The 21,168-nt window shown below is 44.6% G+C and carries 22 protein-coding genes; 6 read left to right on the forward strand and 16 right to left on the reverse strand.

The window, feature by feature from the left end:
* Nucleotides 1–31 precede the first annotated feature (31 nt).
* The 13 genes from AB6D58_RS12780 to AB6D58_RS12840 all read right to left on the reverse strand — a co-directional run bounded on the left by AB6D58_RS12780 (nt 32) and on the right by AB6D58_RS12840 (nt 10,874).
* A complete protein-coding gene (locus AB6D58_RS12780; protein WP_017061276.1) occupies nt 32–574 on the reverse strand; it encodes a DUF3833 domain-containing protein in 543 nt (180 codons plus the stop codon).
* Nucleotides 571–1,146, reverse strand: a complete 576-nt coding sequence (locus tag AB6D58_RS12785; RefSeq protein WP_017061277.1) for a chalcone isomerase family protein — start codon at nt 1,144–1,146, stop codon at nt 571–573. Before AB6D58_RS12785 ends, AB6D58_RS12780 begins: the two co-directional genes overlap by 4 nt.
* Before the next feature lie 3 nt (nt 1,147–1,149).
* Nucleotides 1,150–1,671 carry a DUF2878 domain-containing protein gene (locus AB6D58_RS12790; protein ID WP_017061278.1) on the reverse strand — a complete coding sequence of 174 codons (522 nt, stop codon included), beginning with the start codon at nt 1,669–1,671 and terminating at the stop codon, nt 1,150–1,152.
* Nucleotides 1,649–2,929 carry a cyclopropane-fatty-acyl-phospholipid synthase family protein gene (locus AB6D58_RS12795; RefSeq protein WP_017061279.1) on the reverse strand — a complete coding sequence of 427 codons (1,281 nt, stop codon included), beginning with the start codon at nt 2,927–2,929 and terminating at the stop codon, nt 1,649–1,651. The genes AB6D58_RS12790 and AB6D58_RS12795 overlap by 23 nt, the downstream gene beginning before the upstream one ends.
* Nucleotides 2,930–3,034: 105 nt before the next feature.
* Nucleotides 3,035–3,841 carry a DUF1365 domain-containing protein gene (locus AB6D58_RS12800; RefSeq protein ID WP_017061280.1) on the reverse strand — a complete coding sequence of 269 codons (807 nt, stop codon included), beginning with the start codon at nt 3,839–3,841 and terminating at the stop codon, nt 3,035–3,037.
* Nucleotides 3,838–5,109, reverse strand: coding sequence for an NAD(P)/FAD-dependent oxidoreductase (locus AB6D58_RS12805; protein ID WP_102428126.1), 1,272 nt, complete (start codon nt 5,107–5,109; stop codon nt 3,838–3,840). The genes AB6D58_RS12800 and AB6D58_RS12805 overlap by 4 nt, the downstream gene beginning before the upstream one ends.
* Nucleotides 5,110–5,111: 2 nt before the next feature.
* Nucleotides 5,112–5,843, reverse strand: coding sequence for an SDR family NAD(P)-dependent oxidoreductase (locus tag AB6D58_RS12810; RefSeq protein ID WP_108122291.1), 732 nt, complete (start codon nt 5,841–5,843; stop codon nt 5,112–5,114).
* Complete coding sequence (locus AB6D58_RS12815) at nt 5,843–6,274, reverse strand: nuclear transport factor 2 family protein (protein ID WP_372157448.1); 432 nt, start codon at nt 6,272–6,274, stop codon at nt 5,843–5,845. Before AB6D58_RS12815 ends, AB6D58_RS12810 begins: the two co-directional genes overlap by 1 nt.
* Before the next feature lie 14 nt (nt 6,275–6,288).
* Nucleotides 6,289–7,704: a deoxyribodipyrimidine photo-lyase gene (gene phrB, locus AB6D58_RS12820; protein ID WP_372157450.1), complete on the reverse strand. Its 1,416-nt coding sequence runs from the start codon at nt 7,702–7,704 to the stop codon at nt 6,289–6,291.
* Nucleotides 7,701–8,648, reverse strand: coding sequence for a YbgA family protein (locus AB6D58_RS12825; protein WP_372157452.1), 948 nt, complete (start codon nt 8,646–8,648; stop codon nt 7,701–7,703). The genes phrB and AB6D58_RS12825 overlap by 4 nt, the downstream gene beginning before the upstream one ends.
* Nucleotides 8,649–8,822: 174 nt before the next feature.
* Entirely contained in the window at nt 8,823–9,503 is a 681-nt protein-coding gene (locus tag AB6D58_RS12830; protein ID WP_372157454.1) for a ChrR family anti-sigma-E factor, read from the reverse strand.
* Complete coding sequence (locus tag AB6D58_RS12835) at nt 9,496–10,143, reverse strand: sigma-70 family RNA polymerase sigma factor (protein ID WP_017060967.1); 648 nt, start codon at nt 10,141–10,143, stop codon at nt 9,496–9,498. The genes AB6D58_RS12830 and AB6D58_RS12835 overlap by 8 nt, the downstream gene beginning before the upstream one ends.
* A gap of 110 nt (nt 10,144–10,253) precedes the next feature.
* Entirely contained in the window at nt 10,254–10,874 is a 621-nt protein-coding gene (locus AB6D58_RS12840) for an LON peptidase substrate-binding domain-containing protein (protein WP_017065084.1), read from the reverse strand.
* A 252-nt stretch (nt 10,875–11,126) separates the two neighbouring features.
* Between AB6D58_RS12840 and AB6D58_RS12845 the strand changes: the two genes are divergently transcribed.
* On the forward strand, nt 11,127–11,513 hold the full coding sequence (locus tag AB6D58_RS12845) for a tautomerase family protein (protein ID WP_017060969.1): 387 nt from the start codon (nt 11,127–11,129) through the stop codon (nt 11,511–11,513).
* Between the two features lie 136 nt (nt 11,514–11,649).
* On the opposite strand, the gene AB6D58_RS12850 is transcribed toward AB6D58_RS12845, so the two are convergent.
* Complete coding sequence (locus tag AB6D58_RS12850; protein ID WP_372157456.1) at nt 11,650–12,447, reverse strand: DUF4344 domain-containing metallopeptidase; 798 nt, start codon at nt 12,445–12,447, stop codon at nt 11,650–11,652.
* Between the two features lie 326 nt (nt 12,448–12,773).
* Here AB6D58_RS12850 and AB6D58_RS12855 point away from each other — a divergent pair, with 326 nt between their 5' ends.
* The gene (locus AB6D58_RS12855; protein ID WP_017060971.1) at nt 12,774–13,130 is read left to right on the forward strand and encodes a YibL family ribosome-associated protein; all 357 of its coding nucleotides are present in this window, start codon (nt 12,774–12,776) and stop codon (nt 13,128–13,130) included.
* A 316-nt stretch (nt 13,131–13,446) separates the two neighbouring features.
* Nucleotides 13,447–14,673 (forward strand): sodium/glutamate symporter, encoded by a 1,227-nt coding sequence (gene gltS / locus AB6D58_RS12860; protein WP_017060972.1) that lies wholly within the window; start codon nt 13,447–13,449, stop codon nt 14,671–14,673.
* Between the two features lie 147 nt (nt 14,674–14,820).
* On the opposite strand, the gene AB6D58_RS12865 is transcribed toward gltS, so the two are convergent.
* On the reverse strand, nt 14,821–15,477 hold the full coding sequence (locus AB6D58_RS12865; protein ID WP_017061511.1) for an NAD(P)H-dependent oxidoreductase: 657 nt from the start codon (nt 15,475–15,477) through the stop codon (nt 14,821–14,823).
* 291 nt (nt 15,478–15,768) lie between these two features.
* Entirely contained in the window at nt 15,769–16,635 is an 867-nt protein-coding gene (locus AB6D58_RS12870; RefSeq protein ID WP_017070219.1) for a hypothetical protein, read from the reverse strand.
* Between the two features lie 571 nt (nt 16,636–17,206).
* Here AB6D58_RS12870 and AB6D58_RS12875 point away from each other — a divergent pair.
* From AB6D58_RS12875 to AB6D58_RS12885, 3 genes are all read left to right on the forward strand, one after another.
* Nucleotides 17,207–19,099, forward strand: a complete 1,893-nt coding sequence (locus AB6D58_RS12875; RefSeq protein WP_372157458.1) for a PTS mannitol transporter subunit IICBA — start codon at nt 17,207–17,209, stop codon at nt 19,097–19,099.
* Between the two features lie 183 nt (nt 19,100–19,282).
* Nucleotides 19,283–20,431 carry a mannitol-1-phosphate 5-dehydrogenase gene (locus tag AB6D58_RS12880; RefSeq protein WP_009846102.1) on the forward strand — a complete coding sequence of 383 codons (1,149 nt, stop codon included), beginning with the start codon at nt 19,283–19,285 and terminating at the stop codon, nt 20,429–20,431.
* A gap of 50 nt (nt 20,432–20,481) precedes the next feature.
* Entirely contained in the window at nt 20,482–21,018 is a 537-nt protein-coding gene (locus AB6D58_RS12885) for an MltR family transcriptional regulator (RefSeq protein ID WP_198592367.1), read from the forward strand.
* Nucleotides 21,019–21,168 lie beyond the last annotated feature (150 nt).

Here is a 21,168-nt window from a genome sequence, read left to right on the forward strand (position 1 = left end):
TTAAAACTAAGAATCAGAAACGGCAGTTACATCAAATCTTCTCGATGTATAAGATGACCTCTCCGACTTTAAAGCCAAACTTAGACATCTCAGTCTTGTTGAACAAGCGTTTATCGTCCATTAAGAACATCCAATCATCGAGCACCACTTCATAGGTGCTGCCGTCTACTTCAATTTCTAGATCATATTTCCAATACAGCGCAGAACCTTGGGTTTCACCATAAGCGGTTCCAACGACATCGTTGGCAGTCCCAGAATAGGTGTTTTCGCCCGTTTTGATCAGATTCCAAACGCGAGTTGAGCGCTCGCCATCAGCAAAAGAGAACCACTCTTTTATTTCTCCGTTGTCACCGTCCCAAGTCGCGATCAGTTTGGCATCAAAGCGGCGCAGTAAGTTACCAGAGCGGTCTAGCACCATGCCGTAGGCCATTAGCTCGCCATTAAAAAAGGTTTCAAGCTTGAGCTCTGGCGTTGTGTCGACATGGTCTTCTAAACTTGCAGAGCCACAGCCCACTAGCCAAGTGAGTGAAAAAAATGCCAGAGCAAATTTTATTATTGTTGTTTTTGGATTCATTTGTTCAAACCTAAAAGTTGTTTACGAAGACCGGGTTCAGAGGTGTTTTCAGACAACCAAATCGCTAGAAAGGCTTCACCAAATTGCTTGTCTTGGATGGTGCCGATCGGTTGTTCATCGAAATAAAAACGACTTACGTTATCTTCAGCGACACGAATCGTGAGTGTGCTTCCTTCTTCCACGTTCGGCCACATCGCGTACAAGGGTTTCAACCAACGTTGAATGTTGCTGTCAGAGTAGCCAAGCTTGTTCCACTGATCTTCGGTAGCGTCTACGAGGTCTTTGCTATCGATAGAGCGGTAATACTCAAGCTTCAAAGCTCGTTCGGAGTTGGTTGGAGTCGCGTAGAATTCTGCCGAGTAGAGAGTCCAAAACAGGTAACTCATTTCACCCTCACCACGTTTGTTCAGATCATCGACAGCAGAGGCTCTAGCGTGTCCGGCAAATAACAGCGCAGCAAAGATTAACGGGAGAGTAATAAAGCTTAGAAGTGTGTTTTTTGCTTGCTGATGAGCGCGAACAATACCTCGCTCAGGTTTGAACGTTTGTGTCGGGTTGCGTGGATAAGCCATAAGTCACCTCGTTATTGCCATTTTAGGTTGTATTAAGTTGGAGTAGGCGGCCACCAGTAAGGGCAACAAAATCCCCCAACTTATTGCAAGGGCAGCAACTACCGATGCATCTGGCCAAGTAGTAAGAAGAGCACCTGCTTTGATGCCTCCCCAATAACTACTAGTACCTGCTACGAACCCTATGACAAACAAGATCACTTTCGAGCATTTTAAAAGCCAATTTAGGCTGTGGTTAAAACTGATTAAGAACATGATCCACAGGCAGACAAGCCAAACCGGGAACCACGATTGATTCGCAATTTCAGAGTCGACGGCAAACACGCCGAAGTGGAGTAAGAGGCTATCAAGCAATAGCCCCAATGGTAATAAAATGAGTATCTTCAAATCGCTACTGCGAGTCGGTGATAGAAGGAAGTGAACCACTACAATCAGTGGTGTGACGAACGGGGCTTGCGCGGTAAAGAAAGCACTGCAAACCCAGGTCGCTTGAAACAGTACGAGATTAATAATCCAAAACCGCTTCATCTTTTTCTCCAAAGTAACGAGGTTTTCTTGCGACTACATGGTGAGTGCTGATCACGCGCTCTTTGAATGCGCCTTCACAGTAGCAGAAGTAGAAGGTCCATAAGCGTTTAAACTCTTCTGAATAGCCGAGAGACTCTAGCTCTTCCCAACTATTTTCAAAGGCGATGTTCCAATCATTCAGCGTTCGAGCGTAGTGCAGGCCAATGTCATCAATTTCTTGAACCACAAGGTCGGTGCTGGTCGCAAGGTGTTGGGTCATCACTGAAACAGAAGGTAGGCAACCGCCGGGGAAGATGTACTTCTGAATAAAGTCGACACCTTTGCGGTATTTGTCGTAACGGCTGTCAGCAATAGTAATTGCTTGAATCAGCATCTTGCCTGAGGGCTTAAGTAGCGAGGAACATTTTTCAAAGAAGGTTTGTAGATACTCATGTCCGACCGCCTCTATCATCTCGATCGAAACCAACTTGTCATACTCACCAGTGAGATTGCGATAATCCTCTTTGAGCAGGGTGATTTTGTCGGTTAAACCAAGCGCTTTTACTCTCTGTTCAGCAAGTGCATGTTGGGCATCTGAGATCGTGGTAGTGGTGACGTGGCAACCGTAGTGTTGCGCCATGAAGATGGCTAAGCCGCCCCACCCTGTGCCTATCTCGACCACGCTATCTTTCTCAGACAGTTCTAGTCGCTCACAGATGGTTTTCATTTTGTTTTGTTGAGCCTTCGACAAGGTTTCTGCGTCTTCGCTGTAGATTGCGGAAGAGTACTGCATCGAGCTATCTAAGAAGCGCTCATACAGCTCGTTGCCAATATCGTAGTGGGCGAGAATATTTCGCTTAGAGCCTTGCTCGGTGTTGGCATTCTTACGACGCAGCAATAGGTTTTTGATGCGAGAAATCCATTGTGTCTTGTCATCAAGCTCATCCAATTGGGCTTGGTTACGAGCCATGATTTGAATCACACGCGTTAGATTTGGGCTGGTCCATTTACCATCGATGTACGCTTCAGATGCGCCGATACTGCCGTTGATGACCACATCTCTAAAAAAGGTCGCATCATGAATCACGATTCGACCTTTCAAGTCTGCTTCTCGATCACCGAACACCGAATGCTGGTCGCGCTCAATGATCTCGAGCGTCGCGAATTGCAGGCTTTCTAACACCTTGAAGATTAAAGCTCGATATTTACAGTTGCTTGAAACAGCAACGGCTTTAGCTTGTTGTTCAATATTGTTGTTTTGTTTGGCAAGCTGTTCCATGTAAACCTCGCTGATAACTCATTCTAATATTTTGTGCCAACTAAGCTGAGTTCTGCTCCTTGATTGGAGCGAACCCAAGCTTCAATTGAGTTCTTTCATGTGCGCTTAAGACGTTGAGTCTGGATGCGCCACAAACGGTACTTTTTTCAGGAATAATTTGAGAGCCTGATAATAAATTCCCATCACGACTTTTATCGTCATCGCCGGAATCTTGAATACCGTTCGTCTAATGTTTGTCTTGGTTACTGACTGCTTCGTCAGGGCTAGTGTCGCATCGAAAAGCTTGTCGTCTCGGCGGCTTTCGATGTGAACTAACGTGCGTTTCGCTGGTGGCTTAATCTTCCAAAAATAAGTCATGTTCAAATCCATGAACGGCGAAACGTGAAACTCTTTTTTTACCTTCAATTCTTGGTGCATGTCGATGAGATAGTAGTGTCTTTCTCGCCAAGGCGTGTTACTCACCTCAGCCAACATGTACTTACAATCTCCAGTCTCGTCATAACAGAAGAAACAGTTGATTGGGCTGAAATAGATGCCTAAACAGCGGCACTGAGCCAGCATCGTCACACGGTTTGAATCAGACCAAACCCCACCAAGTTGTTGCACTTTGGAAGCTATACGTTGCTTAAGTGATTTTGGTTCATCCGTGGTGACATTTTCTTTTTTTTCAGCGAGATAATCCGATTCGACAAAGCGAATCGGGTTGTACCAACGAGTTCCGAACAGCGCACTGCGCGCTGTGGTTTGGGGCAGCTCATCAAGATCTAACCCCATCATATACAGCTGATAGCTGAATTCATGAGTGATGTCGCCAAAGCGGCGATGTCTGACGTTACCCCAATAGATACCGCTGAGCTCTTCACTCTTTTCGGATGCGATCCCCATCTCGGGTGTCAGGGTTTGACTGTTCATAGCGCGGAACTCGTACTCAAATCTAAACCGAAGCGTTTGGTCACATCGAGTGCACTGTGGACACCGTCTTCATGGAAGCCGTTATACCAATAAGCGCCAGCAAAGTGCGTCTGGTTTTTGCCACAGATTTGCTCACGCTTGTGCTGAGCTTCGACCGTGTTCGAATTAAGTACCGGGTGATGATAAACAAAGCTGCGAATAATTTTTTCTGGGTCGATGGCTTCGCTTTGATTCAAGGTGACACAGAAGGTGTCTTGGCTTTCGATGCCTTGCAGAATGTTCATGTTGTACGTGACACAGGCAGGTCGTTTACTGTCGCCATCCAACATGTAGTTCCAGCTTGCCCAAGCCAGTTTTCTGTCTGGTAACAAGCGAGTATCGGTGTGCAGAACCACTTCATTGCGGCTGTATGGGATCTCGCCCAGTACCTGTTGCTCTTGTTCTGTTGCATCACCAAGCAAGCGTAAGGCTTGGTCTGAGTGGCAAGCAAAGATTACTTCGTCGAAACCTTGTGCGCTGCCATCTTCAAATTCAATCGTGACGCCTGTTTCTTGGCGAGTCACTTGTTTAATCGATGTATTCAGTGCAACAGTCTTACTTAGGCGTGAAAGGATGATTTCAACATAAGAACGCGATCCCTTTGGTATCACATACCACTGAGGACGGTTCGCGATATCGAGCAATCCATGGTTGTAGAAAAACTGAATGAAGAACTTGAGCTCAAACTCTTCCATTTCTTCCAAGCTTGTCGACCAAATCGCCGCGCCCATCGGTAAGATGTAGTGCTGGCTGAAAAAGTCGGAAAATTGATTATCTCGTAGGAAACTGCCAAGGGTAACGTCTGGTGTGAATTCATTGCTTTCAAACTGAGCCTTACACAGCTTGTTGAACTTGAGAATGTCAGACACTAAAGACCAGAACTGAGGTTTGAAGATGTTGCTCCTCTGCGCGAATAACGAATTAATGCTGTGGCCGTTGTATTCAAACTTGGTCGTCGTGTTGTGGACGCTGAAGCTCATCTCAGTCGGTTGCCTTTCGACATCGAGTTGTTCTAGAAGCTGATTGAAATTCGGGTAGGTTCGATCGTTGAATACGATGAAACCTGTATCTATCGAAAACGCCGAGCCTTGATGTTCAATATCAACGGTCGCGGTGTGCCCCCCAACGTAATCATTCTTTTCGAATACTGTTACGTCGTGGTGCTTATCTAATATATGCGCGCAAGTGAGTCCAGAGATACCTGAACCAATAATGGCGATTTTCTTCATTGTTATACCATCCTTGAAGCGAGTTTTTGCCAAACTGGAGTTGGGAGCATTCTTAGTAGCTTCATCAACATGATGAATCGTCTTGGGAAATCGATTTCACTCTTTCCTTGAGCGATACCATTTACGATTCGCTGAGTTGCGGCCTCACTACTAATAATCATAGGCATAGAGAACGTATTTCGCTCGGTTAATGGCGTTTCAACAAAGCCAGGGTGCACAATTGAGACATGAATGTTGTGCGTTGCCAGATCAACCGAAAGTGTTCTGCCTAAGTAGGTGAGGGCTGCCTTTGAAGCGCCATAAGCCTCGGCTCTTGGCAAAGGTAAAAAGCTGGCGCTGGAGCTGACTAAAACCAAACGGCCGCCGGGCTTGATGTTTTTTAACCAAGCTTTAAGGGCGTAGCCAATTGAAATTAGGTTTATGTTGATGACGCGCTCAAAAAGCTCGGCATCAAAATTCACTGGGTCGTCGATGTACTCACAATCACCCGCATTTAAAATCAGCAGATCGAGCGGCTTGTCTTGGTCGAGTTCTGGGAAGTTGTGGTAATCAGTCAAGTCGAAACAGAGCGGTGAAATTGATGAATGCGCGACGTCTGTATCGTGAGAATCAACTAAGGCTTGCAGCTTGTCTGAGTTGCGGCCACAAGCAATCACCTGATGCCCTTGCTGAGCGTAATCTTTAGCTAGGGATTGGCCGATACCTGAGGTCGCGCCTGTAATCATAATACGCATTATCGACTCGCTCTCTTTTTGATGGATTTTATCGCGCAGCCCAGTACTGGAATGTGTTCATACAACATAGAACCGACGTCGAGGTAGTCTCTGTGGTAAATCACTTGACCGTTGAGCATCTTGAGATGGCTGTGTCCTTGTACTTCGATTGGCTTTTGCCCATTTAATTGCTTGTGAGCAAATTGCATCGTCCAGTAAACGGAAGCTTCGTCGTTCGCTTCGAAAGTGTGTTCGATATGAAAGTAACAGCTGGTTACTTGGGTGTAGAGGTTCTCGAAGTAGTGCGTAAGCGCCGAAATACCGCTGACATGATGCAGCGGATCTTGGAATTCAATATCAGGGTGATAAACCGTCTTAAGCACGTCGAAATTGTCGGTTCCGAGTTCTCGATACATGTTGAGAAAGTTATCAAGCCATAGAGAGTTATCCATAATATTCACTCTAATTATTTGAAGAAGGCTAAGGCTCTCAATCGTGCTTCTTTATGCTCAACGATGGGTTGCCAGTATTCGCTGTCTATTCCGTTTTTAGCGATAAAGTCATGTGGGAAATGTACATGCTTATCTGGGATATTTTGCAGCTCTGGTATGTACTTACGAATAAAAATTCCTTTTGGATCAAACTTTTCACTCTGAGTGATTGGATTGAAAATTCGGAAGTAAGGTTGAGCATCACAGCCCGTACTTGAAGCCCACTGCCAGCCACCATTGTTGGCACTAAAGTCACCGTCGATAAGGTGTGACATAAAGAAACGTTCGCCCCAACGCCAGTCAATAAGCAGGTGCTTGGTTAGGAAGCTTGCCACCACCATTCTTAGCCTGTTGTGCATCCAGCCCGTTTCAACCAGTTGACGCATTGCTGCATCAACCAATGGATATCCTGTTTTTCCTTCGCACCAAGCTTTGAAGCTAGGATGATCGTGATACCAATCTAAACCATTGTATTTTTGCTGAAAGTTAGCGCCTTTAACCAGTTTAGGATGGTGAAACATCAAATGCTTATAAAAATCTCGCCAAATCAATTCGTTGAGCCAACAAAAGGCCGGTAATTGCGTATCAAATAACAGATCGGGTTGCTGCTGAATCAATTGAATCGCTAACCAACGTGGGCTCACGGCGCCAATCGCTAAATAAGGTGATAGCCCCGATGTTCCTTTAACTGAGGGAATATCTCTCAGACGTGCGTAGTCGTTGACTTTATTGCCTAAGAAATTGGGGATCACATTGCCCAATACATCTTGGCTTAATGGCCAGCGACTCGAATCAACACGCGGAAAATCGAAATCATAGTCAGCAGAGATGGTTAAGGCTTGTAAGTCGTCAGGAAGCTGTGTTTGTGAACGTTCAGCTGACTCGACAGGAGCTGGACTGCAGATGATGCCTTTCACCTGAACTTCTTTTAACCAAGCGTTCTTAAAGGGCGTAAAGACTTTGAACATCTCGCCTTGTTTGTTGAGAACGCTACCGAGTGGCAACATAACGTCACAATCACTGATCTTGAGGTTTAAGCCGCTTGAAATTAGCTTTTTATCGCGAGCCTGTTCATCGACCTCAGGCTCAGAGTTTGCGTAGACGCACTTGGCATCAAGCTGCTGGCATAAGTCGATGAGCTGTCTGGATTGGTCGTCAAAATCGGTCGCTTTCAGGTGAAGCAACGTTATCCCAAACTCAGCGAGCTGGGATTTGAGTTGTTTTAGATGACGATAGATGAAATCAGCTTTGATTGGTGCAAGGTGGTGTTGCTGCCATTGCTGTGGGGTTGAAATAAAAACGGCGATAGATACGCCGTTTTCAATTGCTGCGACGAGCGCTGGGTTATCGTGAATCCTCAGGTCTCGTCGTATCCATAAAATGTCGCTCAATATCCGTATCTCAGCTTAAGTTCTTGTGGGTGAGGGTTTAGGTAAACCTGTGATTCCAAGTACTCGTTTGGGTATTCCATTAGGTAGTGATTGATCAGTGTCAGCGGCACTAGCAATGGAATCACGCCCTCTCTGAAAGAATCTATCTGGTTGGTGAGTTCTTGCTTGTGAGCGCTACTCAGTTGTTTTTTAAAGTAACCTTGCAAGTGATGCAGCGTATTGGCGTGACTGCCTCGATTAGCATGATGCGATAACGCCTTCATCAAACCTTCGATGTATTGAGCCGCCAATTCGTCGATGTCTAACTCATTACCCGCTAAAAGCTTACCTAAGCTTTTGTAACCCTCAACGTGATGACACATGACTAAGTACTTGTGGGCGCTGTGGAACTGTATCAGTTTGTGTTTAGTTATGCCTTCATCCACAAGATCGAGCCATTTTTGATAAGTGAACACTCGAGTCATGAAGTTTTCACGCAAAATGGGATCGTTAAGGCGGCCGTTTTCTTCAACGGGAAGTAACGGGTTGCCGTCCATAATTTGTTGGGTGAACATGCCTACGCCAGTCGATTCAGAGCCGCGACCATGGTGGTGATACACCTTCACGCGCTCCATGCCACAGGTTGGGCTTTTTTGACACACAATAAAGCCAGCAATGTGTTGGTTGTTCTTTGAGTAGTTTTGACCGAACTCGATCAGTTCGTTGGTCACATCACCTGTACCATCTGGGCGAGAGACGTGAATGATGTCATCTAACATTCTTGTTTGACGAATGGTTGGACGAGGGGTTGGAAGACCAACAGCCATCTCTGGGCAAACAGGTTCCAATTCCACGTAGTCTGCTAGGTCGTCTGTACAAAAACGAGAGCGTTTATGACCTGTGTCGAAACGTACTTTGTGTCCAGCAACACATGCACTGATACCGATTTTGATTTTCTTTTCCATTGGCCAACTCCTTTGCTCTTGCTCTGAGCTTTTTCTTATAGTTCAACATTGCTAATCGTACTTACAGAGCTGGGTGTATTTTTACTTTGACACCGTAGTTGTTTTTATTCAGATGTATTGACGATATACAAGATAGCTTCATGCCATCCTGTATATTTATAGCCTGCAACTGGGTTAATAGATATATTTTCCAAGTGGATTGAATAGTTGGCTCACACCTTTTGTGAAGTAAAGCGCATCACTTGAAACGGTTAAGCAGACACAACCTTCTTTTGTTGCCGGTTGATGAGTGTGATTGCCATCCAACCAGATGAAATCACCTTTGTTGTAAACGCCCATTTCGTCTTCGAAACTGCCTTCTAGAAGAAGCGTGATCTCGAAGCCTTTGTGGGTGTGGCAAGGCACTTGTCCATCTTTGTCGATGTGCAACAAGCTGGTGTGGTGTGCCTCGTCAGCAAAGTCGAGTCTTGCTCGTGAAATTTTGCCTAGGTTCATCCAGTCCTTTCTCGCTACTGAGTTAAGGGCACGAGGGATTGTGAATGTCGTGTCAGCAACAGTTACTTTCTGAACCTCTGGAGTCACTTCAACAGACTGAGAAGTATCAGCAGTGATTTGCTCTATCGCGTCAAAATCAAAGTCCATATCGTCCATTGAGAAGCTGTCTAGATCTTTATTTGAGAATACTGGCTCTGCGTCAAAAGCATTATTTGCTGCTACAGCTGTAAGCTGCTTGACTTGTTGTTGGCAGTGTTCACATAGCTCTACATGGCTAGAAACAATCAAAGAAACTGAATCAGCCAACGTGCCATCGACGAAGTCTTTCAAGATTGCCGCGTTTGGGTGATGTTTAATCATGGTCTTGTTCCCCCATGTGAACTTTTAATTTGGCTAAAGCGAGTCTCAGACGTGATTTCACTGTTCCAAGTGGGACGCCAAGTTGCTGAGCGAGTTGCTCTTGAGAGAGCTCTTGAAAGTAAACGCCTTTGACGATGGTTTTCTGAGCGAGAGGCAACTTTTCTATTTGAGTCATTACGTGTCGGCTCATCAAATGGTCACCGAATGGCAAATCTTCGCTTTGAGACTCGGCTACCATCGCATCGATTGGCCAGATATCGTCGGCTATCGTTTGTTCGGCTTTCGCTTTCACTTTGCGCAACATGTCGAATGCTGCATTACGCATTACCGTGTAGACCCAAGTGGTCGCAGCGCCTTTATCTACATTGTAGAGATGTGCTTTCTTCCAAACATTAGTCATCGTGTCTTGAACTAGCTCGTTTGCAGCAGCTTCGCCACCCAACTTACTGATACCAAAACGCTTGATCTTAGGAGCGAAGAACTTGAACAAACAGGTGAACGCCTGCTTGTCTCGGTCTGTACCAACCAACACCAGCCAGCTCGAGAGCTCTGTCGGTACTTTGTTGTCTGTAGGTACTTTGTTATCGGGAATAATGACATGCTCCTTGCCGTTCCCTGAACTTCTGCTTTCCACTTGCATAGTAACTAACCATCATGCGAATTTGATGGGCACTACGTGAAAGGAGAAAGTCGGGATCACTTTAATTTAAATTAATTTCTACTATACAAAATTATAGCGAAGAAAAGTGCTTATTGCCCCGTAATGATTTGATTCAAAAAAGGAACTAGAGACGGAAAACTGGCTGGCTCAGTAAATTCTGTTTTCTTTTCCAGTGGGATAGGCATCATTTCGAGCAATCGCGCACAGATCCATTGTGGGCTCTCAAAATCAGGAGTGGGATAGAGTGTTCTTATCGAATCGTGGTCGCGAAACAACTGAACCAAAAAAGCGGTAAACACGTTAGGCACTTTATATTCATCGGTAGGCCAGTGAGGCAACAAGCTGAACTTACTTTTAATCAGGTCATCATCGTCTCGAAACGACCCATGCAATTGCACCAACTTTTCGCCTTCGACATCAATTTCTAATATCTGGTCGTCCGACATATTGAAGTCGACGATGGTCACCTTTGTTCCCCAAGAGCTGAGATGATCAGAGTTAGATTTGTCTTGAGTGGCGATAATGAAACCATCGCCCTGCGCTGCGTGAGCGACCATCGCGAGATACTTTGGCTCAAAAATGCGCAGTCTTTGTCTGCCTCCCGGTAAAAGGAAGATGGGGAGGGGAAACACAGCGAGCTCCAGAGAAGACTCTACGGGTGTTTCTGGTTCGGCGTCTGTCCGCGTGGTCTTCCTAGGTGAATTCGGCACATAGTACTCCTTAGTTCAGATGTGATTCGAGAAGATATACGCGGGGAGGGTGGTGTTCGATCAATTCGCTTCGGCTTATGTTCGCAAAGGGATAGATATTTTGTTGCACCTGTTCATAAATTCATTGTTTTTACCTTTTCTCATACGCGTCATTAGGTAATATATGAACAAATAGTAAGCGAATGGGTAGTTGCCAGACGATGCTTCTATCTGACGTTCTTCTATACCTAACATCGCATCAAAGGAATGGTCATGATTGTTATTTATGGTATCAAAGAGTGCTTAAATCCAATTAAGTTGCAGCTCTCTAATGTGTTGCAGCAGTGCTTGAATAGTGAAATGGGTTTACCCGATGACAAGCGAGCACATCGGTTTGTGCCATTGGAACGGGATGACTTCTTTTACCCAGAAGGAAGAACAGAAGCCTATACCGTCATTGAGATCAACATGATGGAAGGTCGAGCGGTAAACACCAAAAAGCGTCTAATCAAGAAGATCTTTTCTGAGATTGAAAAGCAGCTCTCTATCTCTCCGATTGATATTGAAATCACCATTAAAGAGCAGCCTTCACATTGTTGGGGTTTTCGAGGGATGACGGGCGATGAAGCACAAGATCTGAAGTACAAAGTGAACGTCTAGGGTTTAAGCTCTTAACTCTTAACTCTTAACACGTAAGACTTAAGCCAATCTATCGAGTGACGGCTTTGGAATTTGATGCCAAAGCCGTTTTCCTAGTTCTCGACACTAACCTTTAAGCATCTAAGCATCTAAGCATCTAAGCATCGTCACTCTTTTTTAAATACTGATGCCAATTTTCATTGATCACGTCAAAGTGCTCAACGCAGAACTCTTTTCTGTCTTTCAAATAGTCGTTTTCCACTTCATCGAGCAAGTTCTTATAGGCATCGGGATCGCTGCCATACACCAAGCATAACGTGGAGAAGTAACGCTGCAGGTCGAAACTGTGCTCGTCGATGTATTCCCCCAAGTCGTAATACTCTGGGCGGTCTTCTGACTCGAAAGCGAACATGTCTGCAGCGCTGATAGCCGCGTCGGCCCCATGCTCTACGTAGTTAAGCAGTAGCACGGTTGCTAGGTTATCAACCGCATCTTCTTCTTTACCCAATATGGCAATGTTCTGATCTTCGATATACGCATGCCCAGTCTCGTGTAGCAGGGTGTGCAGCAAGGTATCAATAGCGCCGGTTTGCGCAGATTTCCCATACTCTTTTTCGTATTGGTTCTTCTCAAAGTAATTGAGTGACTCAGCGTAAAAACTGTAAGGGATCAGTACTTGATGGGTTTGTGGAGCGTAGAGTGGTCCTTCTTCCCCGCCATATTGAATGGTTAATGGCTTCTCAAACATGAAGAGTTGGTTTGATAGGTCGACCACGGTGTCATTAACGCCACTGCTTTGAATCTCTCGTTTGAGCTGCTCTTCTTCGGTATTTTGCGGTGTAGAGTACTCGACGATTAGGTTACTTTGGGTGGCTTGTTCACTAGATGCATAAGTTGTGGCAAACATTGCACTCAGGGCTAGGCTGCAGGTCAATGTTCGTTTCAATAATGTCATCGGCTATCCTTGTGATTACGTTGCGATTCAGAGTCGTGCTGGGGGTAACAACTCCAAGCTGTGTACCCTGATTTAGTTATTGCGTTAGAGTATAAGTTTAGACGGAATTTTGATGCATCGAGGACTGCAATTTTTGAAGTAGGCGCTATCCTATCAATGAATAATCCGCTTAGAGATTCGCCACAAAGAATAAGTAAGCTGAATGAGCGGTGTCGATGTGATTCGTTTCTATTGGTAATTAACAGATAAATTTCGGTTCAACACAACCCTTGTGCTATACTCCGCGCCCCAATCCGAATTGGCTTGTTTAATCTTAGGAAATTATTATGAGTGTTAAAAACGAACTTCAACAAATTAACAACCGTCTAGACAAGTGTCGCCACAAGTTAGATGCTGCTAAAACTCGTAATGATCGTCCTGTTGTTCGTCAGTTCGAGGAAGAGATTAAGAAGCTAACTAAGAAAATTGCCCAGCTTAAACACAAAGAAAGCTATGATGTGAACCAAGAGCGTAAGTCTCTGGTTGATATGCCATTTAGCCGTGAGATCACTAAGGCTGAGCAAGCGGATATGGGTAAACTTAAAAAGTCTGTTAAAGGACTCGTAATTGTTCACCCAATGACGAAGATCGGTAAAGAACTTCGCATTGAGGTTATGACTGGTTACGCACCGAAAAAATTCTAATTACCAGCGATGGTGATTAAAGAGGAGCTAGAAATAGCTCCTTTTTGCTTTTTTAGGTTTTAAGAAAGCAGAGTCAGCGGCATAGGTACTCACGCCGTTTTCAACTTTTAGGAGGTGATTGTTGTCACAAATCCTTTTATCTCCTATAAAAGTTAACGTGCTACTAACATGGTACTAAGCGATCGCAGTAATGTGTTCGCTTTTCGAATCCACACTTTCTCTCCAGTTTGTATAAATATAGGTAGAGCAGCACAAATAATTACAGATAAAACTAGACTCATTAGGGAAGATGAGAACGTAAAAAAATAGAGGTTATATGAATCAATTAATTTCAATTGGACCACTAGAATCCTTCCTAATCGCGATTAGTGTTTTGTTTCTAGGTCATTTCGTCAATGCAAAGCTTCCGATTCTCAAAAAGTACAACATTCCAGAGCCCATTGTCGGCGGCTTGATTGTCGCTTTTGCTATTACAGCCCTGCACTTTAACGGCCTTGATCTTGAGTTTTCCTTGCCCCTGCAGAACACGTTTATGTTGATGTTCTTTGCAACGGTCGGTCTTGCGGCGAACTACACGCAGCTGATAAAAGGTGGTGCTAAGGTATTCCTATTCTTAGGGGTAGCGTCGGTTTACATCATTATCCAAAACGGTGTAGGCGTAACCTTAGCTACGGCACTAGGCCTTGAACCCTTGATGGGTTTGATTGCTGGCTCTATCACCCTTTCGGGCGGTCACGGCACAGGCGCGGCTTGGTCTCAAACTTTTGCAGACACGTTTGGCATTGCAAATACGCTAGAAATCGCGATGGCTTCAGCGACCTTTGGTTTGATCATCGGTGGTATTATCGGTAGCCCAGTGGCGCAAAAGCTGATTGATAAAAACCAGCTTGAATCTGAGTACGGCACTGGCACGCAAACACATGAACGCTTCCCTGAACTTGTTACTTACAACGAGTATGAAGAAGACAAAGTGACGGCGAAGAAGGTGATTGAAGTGTTGTTCATCCTTCTTATCTGTATCACGGGTGCGAAGTACCTAGAGCAGTGGGTGGCGACTTTTGAAATTTCTTGGTTGATGATTCCTGACTTCGTTTACGCGTTGTTTATCGGTGTGTTCATCACTAACGTGTTTGAAGTGACTAAGCTGCATAAGACTGACAGCGAAACGGTCGATATTCTTGGTACGGTGTCATTGTCACTGTTCCTAGCAATGGCGCTAATGAGCCTTAAGCTTTGGAACATATTTGACCTTGCGATTCCGTTCTTGGTTATCCTTGCGGTTCAGGCGGTTGTGTTAGGTATCTTCTCTTACTTTGTGACGTTCAAAGTAATGGGTTCTAACTACGACGCAGCGGTTATGGCAGGTGGTCACTGTGGTTTCGGCCTAGGTGCAACACCAACAGCGGTAATGAACATGGGCTCTTTGGTGAACCGTTTTGGTCCTTCACCACAGGCGTTCATGGTGGTGCCAATTGTTGGTGCCTTCTTTATCGATATCGTTAACCTGATTATCCTTCAGGGTTACATCTCGTTTATCGGTTAATGTTCGCCTTTACTTAAACGCAATGTGCTTATCGCACTAAGATGAATACAAGAAAGCCAGTCTGTTGACTGGCTTTTTTTGTTCTTGTTTATCGAGGTTTTCTTGCCTGATACCCCTGCGGTTAGGGCTCTGTCACATCAACACGCCCTAAAGTGTTGTAACGACTTCATCAAGAGCTAGGCGCGCTTTTGGTTTGCCGTAGTTGTAGTCTTCGCCGTCTTTGTGGTAGCCGATAGCTAGAGCTACATCAACAACGTGACCTTCTAGTTCGTCAGCAAACTCTTCGCTGATCATAGCTGCATCTACACCTTCCATAGGTGTTGAAGCGATACCTAGACGAGCTAGTGTGTGCAGTGTGTTACCTAGTGCGATGTAAACTTGAGACTTAGTCCAGTTACCGTTGAAACCTGTTTCGTCTGTGTTCATTTCTGCGAATGCGTAAGCACCTAAGAATTGCTCGTACATTTCAGCTGGTAAGTGACCAGAGCTTACTTCTGTATCAGCACGCTTCGCGAATTTCTCTTTAGTGTACTTAGGATCGTGAGCAAACAGGATCGTGTGTGACGCTTCTTTCGCATGTGGTTGGTTAAACTGGAACATGTTTTCGAAAGTATTGTGGAAGCGTTGTTTTGCTGCGTCACTCTCAATGATGATGAATTTCCAAGGCTGAGAGTTGATAGAAGAAGCTGACAAGCGAAGTGCTTCTTTGATTACTTCCATGTCTTCCGCAGAGATGCGCTTTTCTGCATCGTATTTTTTAGCTGTGTAACGAGTGTTTAGATCAGTAATGATTGGATGAGTCATGTTGAATCCTAATATCTATCAATAATAAATGTTGTAGGGTTTTATGTTCAGTTACGTCAACAATAAACGGATAACCAATTTAAACGAATCTCAATAGATTGAACGTCTAAATAGTTATCGAACATGCCCCAATAAATCGAGTATCTGCGGTAGCTCAAGTCGATGGGTGTAAGATAATAGAAGAATGACTCGGGAAAAATAGCGAACATATCAAATCACTATGGTTAATAATGTCCATAATGATTCAATAAGTGTGATCTTAATGGAGGTGGAATCTCTAGATTCAGTAGCTTAGTACGCTTTGATACCATATTGGCGCAATAATGGCGGAAGTACGCTGTCTAGGTTGGGGATATCTTCTGGCGTGATTTCGATTAAACCAAAACCATGCTCTTCATAGATTTTTCTCGTAGCTTCACGTTTATTTTCGGCGATTGGCGCAGAATCAGTTCCCCAGAACTGGATGTATACTTTGCCACTTGGTAGATAAAAATCGCTGATCACTTCTTTTGATATCGGAAGCGGACGCTCGTACGCATGGACCACTCCTGCCATATAAAGCCAGTTATCAATGATCAGCTCTCCCTTTGATCGAACATAATGCCCGTCTAAGCTTCGGTGCTTCGCCTCAAATTTCTGACGAAAACTGGAGAATGACACATCGGTCGAGTGGCTTTCAGCATCATGCCCTAGGAATTCAACAACAGACTGCTTTAAACGCTTATTGCGAACCAATGAGTCGTGCCATACCACGAATAAGTTTTGAGTCGCTTTGTCTTCTCTTTGTTCACCTCCGGCTTTTAAGCCTGTAGAGGTGACATGCCAACCGTCTTCTTCTTTTGTTATCCAACCAAGCTCGTTGAGCAGTAAGTTGATTTTCTTTGCGCTGAGTTGAAAGGCACTGCCAAGCTGGGTGGCGGTGAGTGTTTTTCCTGAGAATGAGTCCAAATCGATAAGCAGTTTCTCTGGCCAGACAATAAAGACACCAAACTTCTTGTGTTCGACATATTCCCCACCAAAGCTTTCTCCCCGTTCTGTGAGAATCCAACGCTCTTGTGAACGCACTATATAGCCCGCTGTTTTTAGATCGCTAAATAAAGCTTTAGCTTCTATGCCTTTTTGTTTAGCGAGTGCGGATGTGGAAATTTTGTCTGACATAGTCTTTTCTCAAATAGCGGAGTGATCAGCTGATGGGTGTTGGATATATATATGATGCGATAGCGTTGGTAAATACCATATCACATCTATCAATGCTAACTGCAGTTCAGTGGTCTATGTTTTTAGTAGAGCGTTAGGTCTCGTTTTGTATGTTTAGCAAAATGTAGCTCAAACTGTAATTAAATTACAGGTATCGCGATTTTGCTCATCTGGGTGCATATTTTATATACGTGACACGATGTTCTTTTATACGGTTTATATAGATCTTAGATGCTATATTTTATTAAATGTGACTTTAATCACATTTTATTTTTAAGTATTACAAAATAAAATGTGATCTAGATCGTGTGTTGATGATATCTATTCTCATTAATTTGGCTTTGTAATTTAAATTCATGGTGTTTTTGTGATCTAAGGTGTGCTTGTTAACCCGAAAGTGCTTTTCGTGTGTGATGGCTATCACGAAAGTTGGGCTAAGGTGCATTTTGGAAATGTTGTGATACATTTTAATCGACTTTTGAGTACACACTTTCGGTCATTTGACCAACCAATACATTACGGGGTTCTACCTATGTTATCACCAGAAGCAAAGATTAAGGTTCAAAACTTTGGTCGTTTCTTATCCAATATGGTAATGCCAAACATCGGCGCATTTATTGCGTGGGGTTTCATTACTGCACTATTCATCCCAACGGGTTGGTGGCCTAACGAAACGTTAGCATCAATGGTTGGTCCTATGATTACATACCTACTGCCACTATTGATTGGTTACACCGGTGGTAAAATGGTTGGTGGTGACCGCGGTGCGGTAGTGGGCGCTATCACAACAATGGGTGTTATCGTTGGTACTGATATCCCAATGTTCATGGGTGCAATGATTGTAGGTCCACTAGGTGGTATCGCAATTAAGAAATTCGATGAAGCTGTTCACGGTAAAGTGAAGAGTGGTTTCGAAATGCTAGTGAACAACTTCTCTGCGGGTATCATCGGCATGATCTGTGCGATCATCGCGTTCATCGTGATTGGTCCTGCGGTTAAGATTCTGTCTGGCGGACTTGCGGCTGGCGTAAACGCAATGGTAGAAGCGGGTGCACTACCTCTAGCATCTATTTTTGTTGAACCTGCGAAAATTCTATTCCTAAATAACGCAATCAACCACGGTATCTTCTCTCCACTAGGTATCCAGCAATCTGAAGAGATGGGTCGCTCTATCTTCTTCCTAATCGAAGCAAACCCAGGTCCTGGTTTTGGTCTTCTACTTGCTTACATGGTGTTTGGTAAAGGTAGCGCGAAGCAATCTGCTGCTGGTGCATCTATCATCCACTTCCTAGGGGGTATCCACGAAATTTACTTCCCTTACGTTCTAATGAACCCACGTCTAATTCTTGCGGTAATCGCAGGTGGTATGGCGGGTGTATTCACTAACGTAATGTTCGATTCTGGCCTTATCTCTCCAGCATCACCAGGCTCTATCTTCGCAATCTTACTGATGACGCCAAAAGGCTCTTACATCGGTGTTGTATTGTCAGTTATCGCAGCAACAGCAGTATCTTTCTTAGTGGCTTCAATTCTGCTTAAAACTTCAGCTCAAGATGACGACGAAGACTCTCTAGAAAAAGCTTCTGCACAAATGAAAGACATGAAAGCGTCTTCTAAAGGTGCAGCAGCAGAAGCAAACGTAAACCTAGCGGATGTAAAAGCAGTTTATGTAGCGTGTGATGCGGGTATGGGTTCAAGTGCAATGGGTGCAGGTCTACTACGTAAGAAAGTAGCAACAGCTGGCCTAGACATTGAAGTAACCAACTACGCAATCAACAACCTACCGGCTGATTCGCAAATCGTTATTACGCATAAAGACCTAACAGATCGTGCTCGTAGCACTGTGCCAGGTGCGATGCATATGTCTCTAAGCAACTTCCTAGACGGCGGCGTATACGACCAACTAGTTGCTGAGCTTGTCGATGCTCAAAGTGGTGAAGCGAAAGTAGAAGCTCCGGCTCCAGCAGCAGCTCCAGCGCAAGAAAGCAACAAGCTTGCACTCACTGACGACAGCATCTTCCTTGGCCTTAAAGCGACTCAAAAAGAAGACGCAATCAAGTTTGCTGGCGAACAATTAGTAAAACTTGGCAACGTATCACCAGAATATGTAGATGGCATGTTTGCTCGTGAAGAGCTTGTGTCTACTTACCTGGGTGAGTCTATCGCAGTACCACACGGCACAATCGAAGCGAAACAGTACGTACAAAAAACCGGCATCGTTTTCTGTCAGTACCCTGAAGGTATTCAGTGGGGCGAAGATGAAGACGATATCGCGAAGATGGTTATCGGTATTGCCGCACAAGGCGATGAGCACAACATGGTGCTGATGGCTATTACCAATTCACTCGATGATGAAGAAGCTGTGGAATGCCTACAGAACACAACAAACCCTGCTGATGTTCTACGTATTCTCAACGGAAACTAAAAAGCTCTAGTCAAGCTCCTGAGTGAAGGAGGCCGGTATCCCCCTACTGGCCTCATTTTCGGTCTTAATCTTTCTAACAAGATTCAGTCTGAATAGCTTACTGCTTAATGCCGAGGGCACATCGTCAAGGCATGTTGTTGAGCAGTTAGCTATCTAGATTCAAATATTTATAAGGTCAAAATTATGAAAGCGTTACATTTTGGTGCAGGTAATATCGGTCGTGGTTTCATTGGTAAGCTTCTTTCTGATGCTGGTATGAAGGTTACGTTTGCTGACGTAAATGAAACGGTTGTAAATGCGTTAATTGAACGCCAAGAATACCCAGTTAAGATTGTTGGCGAAGAGTGTGTTGTCGAAGTTGTTAAGAACGTGACAGCAGTAAACTCAGCGACAAGCGCAGTAGTAGATTGCATTGCTGAGTCTGATCTTGTGACGACTGCAGTGGGCCCTACGGTTCTTAAAATCATCTCTAAGTCTATCGCTCAAGGCATTGAAAAGCGTGCAGCAGCAAACAACACTGCACCAATGAACATCATCGCGGCAGAGAACATGGTTCGCGGTACTAGCCAATTAAAAGCAGCCGTGTTAGAGCACCTTTCTGATGAAATGAAAGCGTTCACTGAAGAGCACATTGGCTTTGTTGATTCTGCGGTTGACCGTATTGTTCCACCGGCAGAAGCGGGCGAAACAGATCCTCTAGCGGTAACGGTTGAAACGTTCAGCGAGTGGATCGTAGATCAAACACAATTCAAAGGTGAGATTCCAAACATCCCAGGAATGGAATGCACTGATAACCTAATGGCTTTCGTTGAGCGTAAACTGTTCACGCTAAACACAGGTCACTTGGTAACGGCATACCTTGGTGTGCTTGCAGGTCATGAGACTATTAAAGACTCTATCGAAGATGACGTAATCCGCGCTGAAGTAACAGCGACGATGGAAGAGAGTGGTGCGGTTCTGATTAAGCGTTACGGCTTTGATCCAGAAGCACACGCTGCCTACATCCAAAAGATTCTAGGTCGTTTTGCTAACCCGTTCCTACGTGATGAAGTAGACCGCGTTGGTCGTCAGCCAATTCGTAAACTGAGCCCGCAAGACCGCCTAGTTAAGCCTCTAAACGGTACATTAGAGTACGGCCTACCAAATGCTCACCTAGTAAAAGCAATCGCTGCTGCGTTCCATTACAAGAACGAAGACGACCCACAAGCGGTTGAACTTCAAGCAATGTTCGCAGAAAAAGGCTTTGCTGAGACATTAGCGCATTATTCTGAGCTGAATAGTGACTCAGAAGTTGTTAAACTAGCGGAAGAAGCTTATCTAGCATTGAAATGATAAACCATCAAAGTGCCACACCAGTGGCACTTTCTTATTGTCGAGCCGTTATGCCAATACAAACAAGCCATGAAACTGAATTACTCGAAGCCCTTTCGGAAGCTGAGAGTGCTAGCGCTTGCCTAATGGCTGCTTATGATGCATTGGACGACACGGTAGATGCCGTATTAAAAAACATCTTTAAGAAAGACGACACTGCAATTAAGTTCGTTGTCGAGCCACTTCTCAACAGTGGTGGGCCGTTAGGCGAGATCATGATTCGTGCTAAGTTGCTACTCGGACTTGGCGTGATCAGTAAAGAACTCTACGATGATCTAGAGGTTTTCGTTACCTTGAAAGAGTGGGCGAAAATACAGGGTGAAGACACCAGCTTTACAGAAGTTGATGTGATATTTGAGCTCAACAAGGTGCACGCGATTCAGCGTATTATGCCTATCGAATATGACGCGGAGATGGTGGAAACGATGTCTGGCCCAATGCTTGAAATGTTCTTGGGGCGACATAATCAAAAGGTGAAGTCGACGATCGTATTAGCTATCACTGACATTATCACTACCCTATGCCGAGATAACGCGCTGAGCTCTTAGCTCTAGTTTGCAGCTCTGCTTATCTTGTTTCGCATCCTACATAACTTGTAGCTGTTCGTTCGTTTCAATACAAAGATTTAAATGATGGCGGTTTCTCTCGTTGGAGAAATCGCTTTGTTGTTTTTGTGCTTCTAAAAAATATCCGAAATA

This window comes from Vibrio sp. 10N.239.312.D08, from assembly GCF_041466145.1.
Lineage (GTDB): Bacteria > Pseudomonadota > Gammaproteobacteria > Enterobacterales > Vibrionaceae > Vibrio > Vibrio crassostreae_C.